This is a genomic window from Sporosarcina sp. FSL K6-1508 (assembly GCF_038007465.1).
Taxonomy (GTDB): Bacteria; Bacillota; Bacilli; order Bacillales_A; family Planococcaceae; genus Sporosarcina; species Sporosarcina psychrophila_B.
In genome coordinates this window covers 3,158,473-3,175,491 of the sequence record NZ_JBBOXF010000001.1, presented here as the reverse complement: position 1 = coordinate 3,175,491, position 17,019 = coordinate 3,158,473, and the positions used below count along the sequence as shown (strand labels likewise).

At 37.8% G+C, this 17,019-nt stretch carries 17 protein-coding genes; 2 read left to right on the top strand and 15 right to left on the bottom strand.

All coding sequences use genetic code 11. The features are described from left to right. The first annotated feature begins 242 nt into the window (after positions 1 to 242). Complete coding sequence (locus MKZ11_RS15925) at positions 243 to 1,154, top strand: 1,4-dihydroxy-2-naphthoate polyprenyltransferase (protein WP_340795368.1); 912 nt, start codon at positions 243 to 245, stop codon at positions 1,152 to 1,154. 511 nt (positions 1,155 to 1,665) lie between these two features. Here MKZ11_RS15925 and MKZ11_RS15920 read toward each other — a convergent pair. The 13 genes from MKZ11_RS15920 to MKZ11_RS15865 form a co-directional block, all read right to left on the bottom strand. Then, positions 1,666 to 2,091, bottom strand: a complete 426-nt coding sequence (locus MKZ11_RS15920; RefSeq protein WP_340795367.1) for a pirin family protein — start codon at positions 2,089 to 2,091, stop codon at positions 1,666 to 1,668. A gap of 6 nt (positions 2,092 to 2,097) precedes the next feature. Then, positions 2,098 to 2,271, bottom strand: a complete 174-nt coding sequence (locus MKZ11_RS25100) for a pirin family protein (protein WP_445327004.1) — start codon at positions 2,269 to 2,271, stop codon at positions 2,098 to 2,100. 54 nt (positions 2,272 to 2,325) lie between these two features. Then, positions 2,326 to 2,943 (bottom strand): FMN-binding negative transcriptional regulator, encoded by a 618-nt coding sequence (locus MKZ11_RS15915; protein WP_340795366.1) that lies wholly within the window; start codon positions 2,941 to 2,943, stop codon positions 2,326 to 2,328. 18 nt (positions 2,944 to 2,961) lie between these two features. Continuing rightward, positions 2,962 to 3,480 (bottom strand): GNAT family N-acetyltransferase, encoded by a 519-nt coding sequence (locus MKZ11_RS15910; RefSeq protein ID WP_340795365.1) that lies wholly within the window; start codon positions 3,478 to 3,480, stop codon positions 2,962 to 2,964. Between the two features lie 24 nt (positions 3,481 to 3,504). Next, on the bottom strand, positions 3,505 to 3,957 hold the full coding sequence (locus tag MKZ11_RS15905) for a MarR family winged helix-turn-helix transcriptional regulator (protein WP_340795364.1): 453 nt from the start codon (positions 3,955 to 3,957) through the stop codon (positions 3,505 to 3,507). 670 nt (positions 3,958 to 4,627) lie between these two features. Then, positions 4,628 to 6,430: a glutamine--fructose-6-phosphate transaminase (isomerizing) gene (gene glmS / locus MKZ11_RS15900; protein WP_340795363.1), complete on the bottom strand. Its 1,803-nt coding sequence runs from the start codon at positions 6,428 to 6,430 to the stop codon at positions 4,628 to 4,630. 613 nt (positions 6,431 to 7,043) lie between these two features. After that, on the bottom strand, positions 7,044 to 7,499 hold the full coding sequence (locus tag MKZ11_RS15895) for a GNAT family N-acetyltransferase (RefSeq protein WP_340795362.1): 456 nt from the start codon (positions 7,497 to 7,499) through the stop codon (positions 7,044 to 7,046). Between the two features lie 365 nt (positions 7,500 to 7,864). Next, positions 7,865 to 8,557, bottom strand: a complete 693-nt coding sequence (locus MKZ11_RS15890) for a copper homeostasis protein CutC (protein WP_340795361.1) — start codon at positions 8,555 to 8,557, stop codon at positions 7,865 to 7,867. Between the two features lie 29 nt (positions 8,558 to 8,586). After that, entirely contained in the window at positions 8,587 to 9,591 is a 1,005-nt protein-coding gene (locus MKZ11_RS15885; RefSeq protein WP_340795360.1) for an asparaginase, read from the bottom strand. Between the two features lie 38 nt (positions 9,592 to 9,629). Continuing rightward, positions 9,630 to 10,097 (bottom strand): GNAT family N-acetyltransferase, encoded by a 468-nt coding sequence (locus tag MKZ11_RS15880; RefSeq protein WP_340795359.1) that lies wholly within the window; start codon positions 10,095 to 10,097, stop codon positions 9,630 to 9,632. A gap of 308 nt (positions 10,098 to 10,405) precedes the next feature. Further along, positions 10,406 to 12,007: a DUF4179 domain-containing protein gene (locus tag MKZ11_RS15875; protein ID WP_340795358.1), complete on the bottom strand. Its 1,602-nt coding sequence runs from the start codon at positions 12,005 to 12,007 to the stop codon at positions 10,406 to 10,408. Then, positions 11,985 to 12,551 (bottom strand): RNA polymerase sigma factor, encoded by a 567-nt coding sequence (locus MKZ11_RS15870; protein WP_340795357.1) that lies wholly within the window; start codon positions 12,549 to 12,551, stop codon positions 11,985 to 11,987. Before MKZ11_RS15870 ends, MKZ11_RS15875 begins: the two co-directional genes overlap by 23 nt. A gap of 547 nt (positions 12,552 to 13,098) precedes the next feature. Then, positions 13,099 to 14,088, bottom strand: coding sequence for a YecA family protein (locus MKZ11_RS15865; RefSeq protein ID WP_340795356.1), 990 nt, complete (start codon positions 14,086 to 14,088; stop codon positions 13,099 to 13,101). Positions 14,089 to 14,314: 226 nt separating this feature from the next. Here MKZ11_RS15865 and MKZ11_RS15860 point away from each other — a divergent pair, with 226 nt between their 5' ends. Beyond that, positions 14,315 to 15,931, top strand: a complete 1,617-nt coding sequence (locus MKZ11_RS15860; protein WP_340795355.1) for an ABC1 kinase family protein — start codon at positions 14,315 to 14,317, stop codon at positions 15,929 to 15,931. Positions 15,932 to 16,065: 134 nt separating this feature from the next. Here the strand turns inward: MKZ11_RS15860 and MKZ11_RS15855 are convergent, their stop codons facing one another. Together MKZ11_RS15855 and MKZ11_RS15850 are read right to left on the bottom strand one after the other, a co-directional pair. Beyond that, entirely contained in the window at positions 16,066 to 16,203 is a 138-nt protein-coding gene (locus tag MKZ11_RS15855) for a hypothetical protein (protein ID WP_340795354.1), read from the bottom strand. A 91-nt stretch (positions 16,204 to 16,294) separates the two neighbouring features. Continuing rightward, positions 16,295 to 16,432 (bottom strand): hypothetical protein, encoded by a 138-nt coding sequence (locus MKZ11_RS15850; protein WP_340795353.1) that lies wholly within the window; start codon positions 16,430 to 16,432, stop codon positions 16,295 to 16,297. Positions 16,433 to 17,019 lie beyond the last annotated feature (587 nt).

The window sequence follows — 17,019 nt, the reverse complement described above, 5'->3', positions numbered from 1 at the left end:
TATAAATTTGTCTAGTGTCTCACTATCAAGTTCCATCTCCGCTTGCTTGCTTTATAAACTTTTTTACCTTGACAAACAAGATATATATTCATCAAGTCAAAAACATGCATAGTTTGGCTTTCATGATATAATAGGCTAGGAGCGAAAATCGTTGTCTAATACTTTTTCCCCTGAAAAGGCGTGCTTCGAATTGAAACTCTTTATATTGAATTAGATTAAAAGTAAGGATGTTGAATAATTACATGGAACATAAAAAAGAACTAAGTCCTGCAAAATTAATGTGGAAAATGACGCGGCCACATACTCTAACAGCGACATTTGCTCCAGTCATTTTAGGAACAGTTATGGCAATGTATGAATCTAAGATTGATTGGCTTTTATTTATTGCTATGATGACGGCGTGTTTAGCTTTACAAATCGCGACAAATTTATTTAATGAATACTATGATTTTAAACGTGGATTGGATACGGCTGATTCTACTGGTATTGGTGGCGGTATTGTACGGCATGGTTTAAAACCAAAAAATGTGTTAACTGTAGCTTTTTTATTGTATATTTTAGCTGCCTTTATTGGCGTGTATATTTGTATAAATAGTAGTTGGTGGTTAGTCGTAATTGGCCTATTTGGGATGGCTATTGGCTACTTCTATACTGGTGGACCCTTACCAATTGCGTATACTCCTTTTGGGGAATTATTCTCTGGTTTATTAATGGGGATAGGTTTTGTATTAATTGCTTTCTTTATTCAAACAAATACGATAACTATTCAAAGCCTGCTAATTTCTATTCCAATCGGGATTCTAGTTGGGGCCATAAACATGTCCAATAATATCCGTGATATAGAGGAAGATATTAAAGGTGGAAGAAAAACATTGGCGATTCTTCTTGGTAGTGAGAAGGGAATTATTGTTTTAGCAATTGCATTTGTAGTTTCTTATTTATGGATTGTATTTCTCGTTGTGACGGGCCATATCAGTCCTTGGACATTAGTCGTGTTCTTAAGCGTGAAAAAACCGTTCTTAGCGATTCAAGGATTCCTAAAAGGTGATAACGAACCGCAATATTTACGAGTAGCAATGAAATCAACCGCTCTGACCAATACGTTTTTTGGATTTTTGTTATCTGCTGGATTATTAATTAGTTTTTTACTTTAAATGAAAAAGCATTCCATCTGTTTCTTAAAACAGATGGAATGCTTTTTTTTATTTAGCTACTAACATCTTCTAGTGTACAATTCTAATTTTACTTGTGAATGATCATCTCGAACCTAAAAAGATATAGATTTAAAGACCATTCCTCATACCTTTTAACGTTAAAAATGACTCCTTCTATTACACTTCTTAATGGTTTCTTAAATAAGTCTCTCAGTCCCATACGTTATGGGCGTAGCCCTGTGAAAGCGGAAGATGAATTCTAGATTTTTCGGTTGTTTTTTGATATTAAATCTTTTTTCCGATTCCCCTAGCTTATCAAAAACAAAAGCTGCCAATACAGGATAGCAAATCCCCAAAACCAAGGCTATAATCCCAATCAAAAGAACATTTCCTGTAATTATCCTGAACCATTTCGGTAGTCCAAAGGATCCCTGTAAACTAAACGATAGTAACGTACTCCTCAATTTCCCTATATGATTTTGCTCACTGCCTAATTTTAAAAGTTCTTAAATCATCGTTTGATACCACTAAAATTCCCTGCAAATGTCACAGACGCTTTAAGACTCACCAAAAATAGTACAAGGGTTGTATCAGCAAGAAGCTTGACTAACACTAATTCTTCCAGTTCGCCTGTAATTGAATCACCTTTTTCAAGCGAATAAGCGTCTACTTGGGCTTTTCCGTCCATAACGTAGAACCAAGGAGTCATTCCTGCAATCCCTATAACTTTATAAAAATCTCCTGCCTGGCCATGGACATCATACACTCTTATTTGCTGACGGATTTCCAGGGGTGCACCCACCTCTTTAGGACCTGCTATCAAATTCCAGCCAGAATCATTTTGCTCTGCTGCTTTAGCAAATTGAACCCTTGGTTGCAAATCCACGACTTTGGAAATGATAAAAATCAGAAGCATTTCTACTGACCCATTTGGCATTGATTCTTAGTGAAAAAAGCTCTTCCCTGCCCCCATCATCATGTGCTTCTCGGGAGAAATAAGTACTTTCTGGCCTGTGGAATCTTCATGGAGCATTTCGTCTTTCCACACATAGCTGAGTATTTCATCCTTGGTTTGTGGTGGTTGCTTTGTAATAAAGTTTGAACAAGAATATCTCACAATCCCACATTTTTATTTACTATCAATAGGGCAGCTGAACAAAATAAATCATCTTCAACTTTTTCGTTTCTCTTCCAGAAGTCTTGACATTTGATTTAAATTTGGGTTTCCTTCGTGTTGTAACTCATCAATGATATGATCATAGTCTGTTTCATTTCGATTCTGACTTAATTTATATGCAGCTTGTATTTCTTCCACCTTAATCTTAAAACCTACAATACCTTTCAGTTCTTTTTCTAAGAGATCAGGAGAAAGTTTATCCCATAAGACTGGATTTTCACGATTTCCTTCATATTTATCTAACATTTTCATCAATTCTTCTATTAACTCATCTTTCTTTAAAATTATAGGTTTACCATACAAATGGACAGCCTGATAATTCCATGTGGGTACGTTTTCCTGGGAATACCAGGAAGAAGATATATAAGCATTCGGCCCCTGAAACATGACTAACACATCACCCCAGGATTCAAATGTTCTCCACTGAGGGTTTCCATAAGCCATATGTCCAGTAATATATAAGTCATCGCCTTTTTTATTTGTCCCGAAAGGCAAATGGGTCGCAATTGGTTTCCCTTCTTTTGTCGTAACAATCGTGCCAAAAGAGTTCGATTGAATAAACTCCCAAACCTCATTAATATCCGTGATCTTAAAATGTTTAGGGATATACATAGGATTCCACCTTTTCAGTTATAGTAGTGTTTTAGCCAATATATTGTCTATTTGTTCTTCATCACCCATAAAGAAAGAGTGGGCTCCTACTTGAACAAACCCTACATTTTTATAAAAAGAAATCGCATTCTCATTCTTTTCCCATACACCTAGCCAGATTTTCTGTTTTTGCTTCTGTACTGCTATCTCTATAGCCTTATCGATTAGATATTTTCCAAGCCCCTGTTTTTGGTATTTGCGCCTAATATAAATTCTTTCGATTTCTAGTGATTCATCACCCATATTTTCAGACTGAGAATCATTGGTGTTGACCTTTAAATATCCAGCGATTTCATTCTTAACAAAAACAAAAAAGAATTCTGATGAGATATTGGACAACTCTTTTTCAAGTTGTTCTAGGTTGAACGCCTTCTTCAAATAGGATTTCATATTTTCCATAGAATTAAGATCCTTAAATGTCTCATTAAATGTTTCAATACTAATTTCTTGAAGTAAGTATAAGTCCTCAATGGTACATTTTTTTATACTAATAATCATTTATTAATTCGCTCCTTAAAAAACTCAATAGTTTCTTTTGTTTCCTTTTCTCACAAATTCCCAGTCTTTTTCTATATTCTTTCTAACTCTTTGGAGCAGATCAGAAATACTTTCCACTTCTTCTTTTGTTAATCCAGCTAATGCCACCATATTGGAATAATCATTTTCTCTTCTTATAAGCGGGTAAACATTTATTCCTTTTTCTGTCGGAAATAGTTTATTGATTTTCCGGTTATGTTCATCATCTTTCTTCTCGATAAAGTCATTATTCACAAGTTGCTTTATAGCTCGAGATGCTGTTGTTCGGTCTACTTTTATCATTTCAGCTAACTTTTCCTGAATGATCCCAGGATTTTCACATATTCGTACAAGGTACAAATACTGCCCTTTTGTGAGCTCATATTCTTTAAATTCTATATTACTTATAGAGTCTAATGCCCTCGCAATCATCCCAACCTCACGTAAAATTTCTTTCATAATCTACTCCTTATCGTATTTTATATTACATTTGCTAAAAAGTATTATGAATTAAATGTAAACTATTTTTGTTGCAATTGCAACAAAGTTAGCAAAGTGAGTATTACTATTCAGATTAATGTAAAGGATTGATATAAATGAATGTAAACAATATAAATATTAATAAAGTTGGAAGACGGCATTTCATATTAAGGAAGAAGCATACGTGAAGGAATAAGACGTTGAAAAATTTATGGGAGATAGCACCTTGCATATTGTAATACTTAAAGAATTATCTATTACGTAACGATGAAGATGCCGGCTAAAGCGAAATATACACTTTATGTATTGGGGTTTTTAGTATTAACCTTGTGGATTTCTTTCACTATAAAACCTGAAGCTGAACTTGAAACATCGCCTTTAGGTCGAATTTAGATAAATAAATAAATGGAAAAATCGCATTCGAGAGAGGTACTCTCTTAAATACGATTTCACTAATTCATTATAAATCTTTATTGTCTCTTCTATGTTAAAATTTCTTCTTTTACAACACTGCTCTCTTGTCGTACGAACGCGGCCATCGCAACATAACACTATGTTAAAAAGTACCTCTAAAGCAGGTTCTACTTTAGAGGTACTTAGTAAAGAATTTTTTGTCACATCACGCACAAATCGGTATTCCAAACCAATCTTACTCCACCGTAACCGATTTAGCTAAATTACGTGGTTTGTCAACGTCACATCCTCTATGAAGAGCGGCGAAGTAGCTAATCAATTGTAGCGGGATAACAGCAACAAGCGGTGTAAGTAATGCATGCACTTTCGGCAGTATAAAACGATCGTCCTCTTCTTCCAACCCTTCCATTGACAGTATGCAAGGATTTGCTCCGCGCGCGACAACTTCTTTAACATTACCACGAGTGTTGAGACTCACGGCTTGTTGAGTAACTATTGCAAACACAGGTGTGCCCTCTTCAATCAGTGCAATTGTCCCGTGTTTTAATTCCCCTCCTGCGAAGCCTTCCGCTTGAATGTAAGAAATTTCTTTTACTTTAAGTGCGCCTTCTAAGCTAACATAATAGTCTAGGTTCCGCCCGATGAAGAATGCATTTCGCGAGACCGCTAAGAATTCATATGCAATTTGCTCCATTTCCTCTTTTGAATCCACAAGTGTTTGGATAGCATTCGCCACGATAGCAAGCTCTTTCTTCAAATCAATTGGTATAGTTTCCCCTCGCTCTTTCGCTACAACATAGGCTGCGATGGCAAGAACTGCTACTTGAGCTGTGTACGCTTTTGTCGAAGCTACGGCAATTTCTGGACCCGCATATAACAGTAATGTATGATCCGCTTCACGAGAAAGTGTGGAACCTGAAGCGTTTGTTAACGTTATGCTTGGGTAGCCTAACGCTTTTATTTTCACTAATACTTGGCGGCTGTCCGCAGTCTCTCCAGATTGTGTAATGAAAAGAAATAAAGGTTTTTCCGAAAGAAGAGGCATGTTATAGCCAAATTCACTTGAAATATGCACTTCAACCGGAATGCCCGCGATTTTTTCAAAATAGTGCTTTCCGATTAGACCAGCGTGATAGCTTGTGCCCGCTGCAATTATATAAAGACGGTCAGCTTCGTTAAAAGCATTTACAATGGCCGAATCCATTGCAAGTTCACCTTGCTCGTTCTCATATGCTTGAATAATCTTACGAACAACACCTGGCTGTTCGTCCATTTCTTTCAGCATAAAGTGAGGATATGTGCCTTTCTCAATGTCGCTCATATCAAGCTCTGCTTTATATGGTGCACGGTCGATAATAACGCCCGCCAATGTCATCAGTTCAATTGCCTCTTTGCGCACAATGACAACTTCTTGATCATGTAGTTCCACGTATTGGTCTGTTACTTGTAACATTGCCATAGCATCAGAGGCGACTACATTGAAGTGCTCTCCAACTCCTATTAGCAATGGGCTCTTGTTTTTCGCAACAAAAATAGTGTCTGCCTCATCAGCATCTAACATAGCGATCGCATAGGAACCATGAAGTAGAGACAGTGTATGACGGAAAGCTGTTTCAGTGGTCATCCCCTCTTGGGCAAACTTTTCAACAAGCTGTACGATGACTTCTGTATCCGTGTCAGAACTCATTTGAACACCCTGTAAATATTCTTTTTGCAGGTTATGATAATTCTCAATTACACCATTATGCACAAGTGTAAAACGACTCGATGTACTTTGATGAGGGTGTGCATTCATTTGATTTGGAACACCATGCGTCGCCCAGCGTGTATGACCAATTCCAGTTGACGCTAAGACTGTTGAATCTACTGCTGCCCGAAGGTCTGCAATACGTCCTTTTTCTTTTATAACAGTAATGCCTTCTTCATTGCGCAGTGCGATTCCCGCTGAATCATAACCGCGATATTCTAACTTTTCAAGTCCCTTTAATAGAATTTCTTTCGCATCTAAATCACCAATATAACCTACTATTCCACACATATTTTTTCCTCCGATGTTTGCAAAATAAGCAATACTTAACTACACCTCAGCTAAATTAGCGAAGTGTCCTTATAGATTGCTTGAAAAACTTTGCCTTTTTGCTCCTTTGTCCATTCGATTGCTCAAATGATTTACTAGCAAAAAATACAACCGGGCAATTGCGATTGGGAGGCTTCCGCCGAAATTTCGATACTCCTCCACCTCGTCTGCTGAAAATTAGTGACGTCCGATTTCTTCAGCACTGGCGCTTTATCTGTTTTCCGATTTACGTTTAACGCGTGGTTTTCCCTCCCTTTACACGCGGTGACCAATAGCTTAACTCTATCCATTGTCGCTAGGAATCAACTTTATTATCATACTGAACTAGTTATTTTCTTGTCAATAAATAACGATCATATGATCAGATTAATAATAGATTTTATATGAGAATCAGTTTGATTTCCTGATTGCATAGTTATAGTGGAATTCAAAAATCAGCCATCTGTATAAAAATGGCTGATTACTTTTTCGGTATTCAATTGAACCATTATTTTATAATAAACTTAATCATTTTTGTACTTCTTCTTAAATTAAAGAAACCGTCCCTACAACGTTTTAAATACTTATCGGCTTCTCAATCTGTAATATATTTTATAACTGCCATCTCTTTACCGAACCTATCTCCATTATTAATGAAACCTAAACTTGAATATAAATTATGTGCCTCCGAATTATCCAGATGATAACCTACAACAATTTTTTTCACATTCGGTAATTTAGCCATTTCTAAAATCATTAACTTAGTCGCTTTTTTACCGATACTTTGACCTTGGAACTTCTTGTCCACCATTATTCTATATACCCAATAACCGTCTAGTTCCTCAAGTATAGAATTGTACATCAGAAAGCCAACAACTTTTTCATCAGAATAAATAGCATATGGCTTTAATGTAGGCTCAAATTTTGATTGAGCGATTGATATCGCATTTGATTCAATGTATTTTGTTTGTTCCTGTGATACCTCTAATTCACAGCATTCATACCAGTTTTCTGCATTCACTTCTACAATTTCCACATTTTTTGTACTCATGAGTTTTCCCCTTTCAAATTACGGGGAAACGCTAAACATACTAGTTAATTAGACGTTATCCCCTTATAGTCATTACCGATTAAAATTCTTTTGTTTGTCATAATGATCGCCTCCTTTAACTGATTGTCTCAAAGTTAATTATTCAATGAATTTCAGACACTTAAATTATATCAGATAATTTATCATAAACATCTTCTTTTTCTTTTGATTTATCTCTACAGTCTAACTGTCCTCTTCACAAACTAAATAAGTAAAAATAGAGATTTCCTTCAAATCCACTACTACGCTAAGGGATGCTTCCCGCCCAATACCAATTAGCTTCAACTACCTCTTGTAAGGCAACTTCCCTCAGTTTATATAGGTAATCATTTAACCAACATATGCAGTTTTCTTTTTATCGCCGTAATAGCCGCCTCATCGATCGGATACCTAAAACTCCTGTTAATACGAACAGCCGACCCGAAATGGACTTCTTCTAGTCCTGTTGCAGAAACCAGTGAAGACAGTGTTTCAGGGTTCATACCATTCCCCGCTAAAATCCCGACTGACGTGTTTTTAGACTTGTCGACCAACTTTTTAAGTTGTTCGGCAGCTTCTGGTGCTGGTGCTTGTCCCCCTGATGTCAAAATCCGCTGAATCTGTGGGAAACGAGCAATGACTTCTAATGCTTCCAGCTGATTTTTTATCTCATCAAATGCACGGTGGAAGGTGACACTCATCCCCCCAACTTCCTCCAACAAACGTGATAGGGCTTCCGTATTCACTTTGTTATCCACGCTTAGCGCTCCTATAACGACTCCCGAGGCTCCTACACGCTTAACATGGCGAATATCTGCTTGCATTACAGCTAAATCATTGTCATTATAGTGAAATGTTCGACTATGTGGACGAACGATTACATGAACCGGAATATCAACACCCTCAACCACTGCTTCCACCAATCCCAAACTTGGCGTTAGCCCACCTTCAGACAAAGCTGTGCAAAGTTCCAATCTGTCAGCACCACTACGTTCTGCAGCAATAGCATCTGCCAAGCTTGTAGCTATAATTTCCAACATTGTTTTAATTACGCCCCTATGAATTTATTTTATTTCCGTAAATCAAATACAACTTTTCTTTCCCCTACGATAGTCAGATTATCGTTTATTAATTCTTTTGGCACCAACTCATACAAACGCTCAATCGTCTGTCGTTTTTCATAATTGATTTGTTCCAAAATAGATGCAATTATGATTGGCCAGACAAGCTCGGATCCATCCATCACTTTTAATGCAAAGCTCATTCGCTCCTTCTTAAGTGCAAAACCATACACACCCTTGGCTCCCCCTTTAGCAACGATATTAAGGTCTGCCAATAAAACAGAACAGATGAAGTCATGGCTTGCAATCATCTCCGGATGTGCATTCATATAGCCCGTAATTTTGACGACAGCCTCTCTCATTTTCGGTTGCTGAATTAAATCTGGACAGGCAAGTTTCAGGTATGCTTGCGCAATGTGTTGAAGAGGCATTGCATACACTGGAAACCCACATCCATCAATTCCGATACCGATGTCTTCCTTCGGATAATTGGCCATATCAGCCATTGCGGCCAAACTTAGCTGCTGTACAGGATGTTCCAACTCCCAATAACCGTCCATATCGTGTTCCAGTACTTTTGCCAAGGCGATAAAACCGCTATGCTTTCCTGAGCAGTTATGGTAGAGCTTTCGTTGCATACCGTGCATTCTGTGATAGTCTGCTTTCGGCTCTTCATTCAGCGGATAGGTTGGACAGCAATAAAATTGTTCTTCATCAATGCCAGTCTTTTTTAAAATTGATTCCAGGGCTTCGATGTGGTAATCCTCCCCACGATGTGAAGCGGCAAATAAAGCAGCTTCTTTGGATGTAAGCCCGAACTTGTCATCCACTCCATTTTGAATGACTGGGATGGATTGGAAAGGTTTTGCCGCAGAACGAAGAAATGTCATATGATTTTCGTCGCCAACAGAATAAAGAATATCGCCCTCTGCATTGATTCCACAAATAATACCCATATGGACATTTTCTAAAATGTTATTACGATATTCTTTCACCAATGCTTTTTGGTCCATTTTTTGTCTCCTCCACTTGCTCGTTATAAATGAAATTCCTACAGATGATAGCTCATCACAATGAGTTCGCCATTCCTTCCCATCTCTCGAACACCCTCATCAATATAGCCACACTTTTTATACAAAGCTTGAGCTGCCTTATTTTTAACATTTACAGCTAGTACAATCTCATTAATACCCATAAAATGATTTCTGACAAATTCCGGTGTTAGTATCAATGCATTCTTTCCATAACCTTTACCTTGCTGATGAAAATCTGTTGAAAAACTTCTAATTAATATAGCATTGTTGTTAGGGGAAAAAGGCTTGACCCCTTCACCTTTATGTAGGCTAAAGAACGTTACCAGTTGCTCATTTTTCATTGCTAAAATCGAATAGCGATTTTGTTCTGCAATCGAAAAATCAATAGCCTCTTTGGGCGTTCCCGTAAAACGTAGTTGTTCGTCAGTTAGTATATAGTTTTCTATGAGTTCATCAAAAGTATGATTATAAAAATGTAGTTCCATTTATTCTACTCCTTTCCATAAAAGCACGTATGTTCCAGTAAGAAATTCTATGTATGCCATCAACAAAATAACCAATTACTTAAATGACTACGCCACCCCTGTGTTTATGGGGAACCGATTATTCCAAAGAGTTAAATTTCATTATATCAGCACTTGCGCTGACAAACTAAAATTATTTCAATATTATAGGGTTTCCATATACCTACATTTGAAAGCTCATGCTGACATTTATAAGCACTAAAAAAGAGACCCCAAAATCTCCGGAGTCTCTCTTTGACTGTAATTCATGGCTAAACAACTACGTGCATCTATTTATATAAAGGTACCTCCCATTTTCCTTCGAACTCTTCATAACGAGTAACGGAAACGAGGTGTAACGTGAATTCTTTAGGGATTTTGTCTAAGCCATAGACTTCAAGATAGCTGTCAGACCCACCTCCATATGCAAAAGTAATATATGCATTTCCTTTGTTATCCACTAAAATCCATTTACCTAAATCTGAGGATTTTGCCTCTCGCTTTCGATCCATTGCAATTGTCAAAGACGTTCGCTTGCCGATAGGAAAAATGGACTTACGAAGATAGTAATCGGAGTTCTTTGTCACTTCCATTATCGTGACAACATTCCCTTCATAGTCAAATGAAACAGGATTTCTCTTCAATTCTTTTGGTTGAATGGCAACTGAGAAATCAGCAGGCACTGTTTTAAACACACCATCTAATACAAAGGTAAGTTTGTCATCCTCTTGTTGTGGGATGAATGATTGATTCCACAAAACTTGACCGAGTTGCCCGCTCCTTTGACCCGTCCCCTGGTAGAGTTCCATATCCCCTACCCGCTCTTCCTCTATGAAAGAGGAGTTGTAATCATGTGTATAAATCGTTTGCTGGTCTTTATTCTCAATGCGATATTGTATGGCCGTTTCAAATTCAGAATACACATGTTCAGGCCTTATATTGTCCTTACCGAATTGGGCTTCATGCTGTTGGATTTCTTTTTCGATCCGGATCTCCTCTTCCGCTGTAAAGCCCGTTTCATACATTAACTCATTCGAAGTAGGCGAGTATTGCATCTTTTTCATATGGATACTCACACCATGGCTACTTGTTTGTACATCATGCAAGGGGACAAACTTTGTTAACACATTGCTTTTTGTTAAATCAATTGGAATGTCCAGTCGCCAGTTGCCCTTTACACCATTGAGTTCAACTAAATTGACCTTTACAGTAAGTTTTTCCGATACTTCCTGTTTCCTCAGCGAAAATTGAATGAGCCCATAGTCACTGCCCTCTCGCCAATCCATTCTCGCAAAATCAAATCGTGTTCCGTTTTGATCAACGACAATGATTCCGCTCTCGGAATCCTCCCAATCTAAATACGGATTTTTTGCTTTTCCGTTTTTATCCAATACTTTGAATGACATTGCTACCCGCGAAGAATCAGCAACAATATCTTCCACTTTTAACGTAATTCCCTTATCCGTCACTTCCAGATTGACCCGTTCAACTAAACCAGCATCCGGTGCCCTCCTTAATCCTTCATCTGCCTGCTCCGTTGAAAACAGTCCCTCTATCCACTCGGCAAAACTTGGATTTAAGGTAGCACTCACACCAAGCGCTAACACAATTCCCGCCACTAAAAGCATGATTCGTTTCCATGACTTTCTTTTTCCAGGAATAATCTTCTGCTCATACGGCTCAATTTGATCAAGAACCAACATTGTAAAATCATCATGTAATACGGGTGTTTGCAATGTTTCCTTGATAAATTGTTGCTCCCCTCTGAAAGCTGTAACGACACGCTGACATGCATCACAACTTTTCACATGCGCATGTAACTTATCATGCTGCTGTTCTGTTAGTAGATCATCAACATAGTGTGAAAGTTCATCTAAAGTTGGACACTTCATGAAAATTTCCTCCTTCACGTTTAACTGTCTCTCTCATTTTTTTCTTTGCCCGATGAAGTTTATTGCGGACCGTCGATAGAGGGGCTTCCACCAGCTCACTTATTTCCTGATAACCAAGTTCATTGACATAACGTAATAGGATAATCATCCGTTCATCTTCAGGTAGCGTTGCGATTAGACGTTCTAACTGTCTACTGTTCTCGTTTTTCAAGATTATAAGTTCCGGGGTATCAGCGCTTGCCATCATACCTTCGTCTATTTCCACTTGCTTCATTTTATAGCGCTTCTTGCGAAATTCATCCATACAGTGATTGATGGCTACTCGATAGAGCCAACTAGAAAATGAGCCTGTATTATCATATTTTTCAAGCTGCTGATACACTTTGATGAATGCTTCCTGCACAAGATCTTGTGCATCATGCGGATTTTTTGTCATCCGCAGTATCGTTGCATATAATGGATTCTTATATTTATCAATAATGTGTGCGTATATTTGCTTATTTCCAGCTAGAACTTCTTGTATCCATTGCGTTTCCTCTTGCATTATTGACCTCCCGACCCAAACGACCATGCGCATGTCTCATTTTTTCATTTCAATTACTATAACGAGTATAGACTTCAAATCATTTCATTTATTGATAAATTGATTACCCATTAAAAAGGTCAACTCTATAGAATTTAATGGGTAATTCCTAGTCACTCAATGTCCACTCTAAAATGACGGACTTTTTCATCGGCTACAAAGAACCAGAGCGGGAGGCATCCACAAAGCGCCGAACCGTGTAGTACGGGATATCTTACTTCACTTTTATAATAGTAGACTTTTTCAGTAGTCTCTCTATCTAGTAACTTTGATTTCTATATTTCTAGTCATATCGTTTCAGAACATCATGCTTAACTATATTGAATTACAAACTAAATTAAAAACATCTCACTCAATTGGTTTTTCCCAATGAGTAAGATGTTTTCAGCAAAACTTATATTAGTATATAAATTAAGGTATTGAATTCGAAGTATACACTGAGCGAAGGTGCCTTAACAGGGGTAGCCGCAGCGGTTTAATGGAGTTCCTTATTTCAACATATATAGATCTATCCCTTGCTCGTATAATACGCATTTAAATCGTTATAATATTTATTCAATGAAGAGGTAGATACTTCAAACCATTCGGCAATCTCTTTCACAGTAATCGCAAGAGGCTCAAATAAGGCATTTTCCTGGCCAAATCGAATCGCTCCAGCTGCAATCGCTACATCTTTACGAGCATTCGGCTGCTGCTCTACTAAATAATCCTCTACTATTTCTAGTAGTTCTTCAGAAACCCTATCATTTTTCTCCAAAAACTCGATTGCTTTCTGGAGTACACCTGTTTCAAAATTGGTGAATTCACTTCCATCATAGCCATCTTCACCTAGCAACTTCCAAAAAATAATTCCATTTTCTTTTAGAAAAGCAGTAATTGATAGTTCTTTTTTTGATTCATACAGTTGTTTGAACTGACCAAACACTTTTTTATGGTCGGTCGGGAAAAAGATTAAGCTGGAAACAGCCAAATAATGATTGTCCTTCGATGTTCCGTCCGGCAAAATGAAGCAATAAACATGCACACCTACAGGAACAGGCTTTTCACTTTCGCGTCGTAAACGTATCGTTTCATCTTCAAAAATACTTTTAACGGACATATAAGCCTCGTCCACAGCTACAACTTCTCCAATGTAAACACGTGGATCAGACCACGTCTCTAAGACTTTCACTACAGAGGGGCGGATGATTTTCTTCTGTTGTTTTTTCATGTAATTCTTCCAAATTTCCGGTTTATAATGGAAAAAGAATTCATCCATGACAATGGCTTCAATCATTTCCTCGATTAAATAGCTCTGTAATGGTTCACTCCACTTTTTAACCAAAGCCAAGAATTCATTCAAGTCCCGTCTTTCGGGGTACTCTTCGTAAAAAGATTGCAAAACTCTTTCAAGCTCTTCCGATTGCACGTCTTCTATTATAAATGTCGAGTTCGATTCACAACATTTTTTATACTTCTTTCCACTGCCACATACACAGGGATCATTACGTCCTACCATACAAACACATCCTTTTTAATCAATCACGCCTCGGTGTCATAGATTTCCACCGGAGGCTTTCACTTCATTCAGTTGGGGTTTGAACCCCTGCTGAATGAAGTGAAATAAGCATACATGTAAGTTTAACATGTCTATTCTAGAATAATAAGTGTCTAGCCCCAGTTTAGCATTTTGGACGCTGACAGCTTTACTGTCTATAATGAAAGGGACAGGGAGGTTATATCATATGAAGCGTTTCGCATTTTACAGGATTTTCCGTATTGTGTGGATGTCCGTGAAATTTTTCACCCAGATTACACTTTTTCAGCGGCGGTATAAAGGTCGATTTACACCTTCAGTTACTGAAAAATGGGAACTTCTTGTTACGAAGCAAGCAAAAGAATATAAACGAATTGCACTTGATTTAGGTGGCTTGATGATTAAAATGGGCCAATTCTTATCTACGCGTGCTGATATTATGCCACCGTCATTTATTGCGGAGTTGGAAGGCTTAACAGATCATGTTACCGCAGTTCCAACAAAGAAAGCAATTGAACTTTTAGAGGACGAGTGGAATACCAGCTATGAAGATTTTCTAACTAACTTATCTGATGGACCCATTGCCTCCGCTTCAATCGGAGAAGTTTACAAGGCGACCTTAAAGGATGGCACACCTGTAGCGGTGAAAATTCAACGTCCAGATATTGAACGTATATTAAGCGTCGATTTCCGTGCCATGCGAATTGTCATCTGGCTGTTAAAAAGATTTACTCCCTTCAGTAAGCAAATTGATTTTAATTTATTGTATAAAGAAATGGTCGATACGATTGGGGCTGAGCTTAACTTTTTGCAGGAGTTAAAAAACGGCAGGAGTTTTTCTGCGCGTTTCGCCACCATGTCTGGTATCCGTTTTCCTGTCTACTACGATGAGTTTTCAACGCGGCGCGTCCTTGTTATGGAATGGATTGAAGGTTCACGTATAACTGACCTTGCATTTCTGGACAAAAATAATATTAATCGCCGAGAGTTATCGGAAAGATTATTCCGTTTGTTTTTAGAACAAGTGCTTGATGGCGGACAATTCCATGCCGATCCACATGGCGGCAATATATTGGTTCAGGAAGATGGCACGCTTTTCTTAATTGACTTTGGAATGATTGTAAACATCACTTCTGATGAAGCCCGTTCAATATTGAAAATTGTTGAGGGTATTATTTTCACACAGTATGATCAAGTGCTAAATGGTTTGGAAGAGATGAACTTCTTATTGCCAAGTGCGGATCGACGGGTACTTGCAGATGCGATTGAAAGTGTTGTGAAAGCCTATGAATCCAATGATTTGAACGAAATGAATAGCTTTGTTGTCGATCGTCTACTTGATGATTTAAAAGAAATTGTTCGAACACAACCTGTACAGCTTCCAGCCGAATTTGCCTTTTTAGGCCGTGCGGTTTCGATATTCGTCGGTGTTCTCCATGTCTTGGATCCTAATGTCGATTTACTCGCGATTGGACGCCCTCGAATTTTGGAGTGGGCAAAGAAACGAACAATTGGAAACGGCACGTTTTCAAAGAAAGATGCACAACGCATTGCGTTAAATGTAATTGGTCCTTTGCGAACACTTCCTAAGAAAGTAACGACCTTCCTAGAGGAACCTACCCGTATGCGTGAATACATACAAACACGGGATGTTGCAAGGGAGAGAGAGCGCTCTCGTTTACAAACACGAACGTTCATGGGAATCATTACAGTGTTATCTCTTGGAACTGTGTTTTTTAGTATTTGGGATGAACATATCCCTCTTCTCGCAACATCAGTCTTCTTCTTCATTAGTTCGGCATGGATGTTTAAACGCTCTAAATAACTGCTACAAAATCTGCTCAAATGCATTTCAGTCTAGAATAAAACACCAGGCCGGCGGAACTATGTTCATATAATACTACGAGTACCACCCATTCTTTAGTATGTACTCACAAAAATACCAATAAAAAACGACTGTCAGGCTATTTTGCCATTCAGTCGTCTATCTTCTTTTTGTGAGGACAGCAACCACCGTTCTCCGCTTGTTTTTATCTGTGTCTGTGTTTGCCTACGATAATCATCAGTCCATGCTGTCAAACTTAACGAAGTGATCATTTAGAACTCCTCCTATATCGTAGTCGTCTATGCAAATTTACACTGCATAAGCGCCAAAGTTCAATCATAATAACGATAAATCACCTTACCATTACGATTTTTGGCCGTTTAGTCGTCGATCCTCTTTTTGTAACGAGAGAATCCTTTTTACACTGCTTGCCACTCTCTTCGGCTTCATCTGTCTTTGATAATCCTCAATAATCGCCTGTAAATTCACAACATCTATCATGCATACCCCCCCTTTCCTTTCTCACTCAGTAGCTTATGTAATAAAAACGGAAAGGATACACCCAATCGATATGTTATACTTTTCTGAAAATATGAATGCGAAATGAGCGAGGCCTTTCTTCTAGGTTTTAAACTCATAAAAGAATCCACCTTTTAAGTTTCCCAGGAAATAATTGTTCCATTCCCTCCATCCAGTCACTCTTTTCATTCGAAATATATTTTCCTACCATCAATTTAATAGACTACGTAGTGAATAGTATCTACATTCACTACAAAACAGTTTGATGAATAAATAAACGTTTAAAAATCATCATTTTGTATAGATTTGCTAACTTCTTATTTTCTTTGACAAAATATAAGTATGTTTTCTAACTTGTATTTCCCATGGTCAACTAAACTATATTTAAAAACTATTGACGAAAGATAATATTTTAGTTTACACTTTTCATGAAGTTCCTTTTGCTAGTGCAGGTAACTGATTTAATCGTCGTTCCCTTACTGCTATGAGGATTTTTTTTTGCGGGTAATTAATCATTTATCCAGCTAGTTAGATATTTCTTTGCTATGAACAATACAAAAGACGTACAC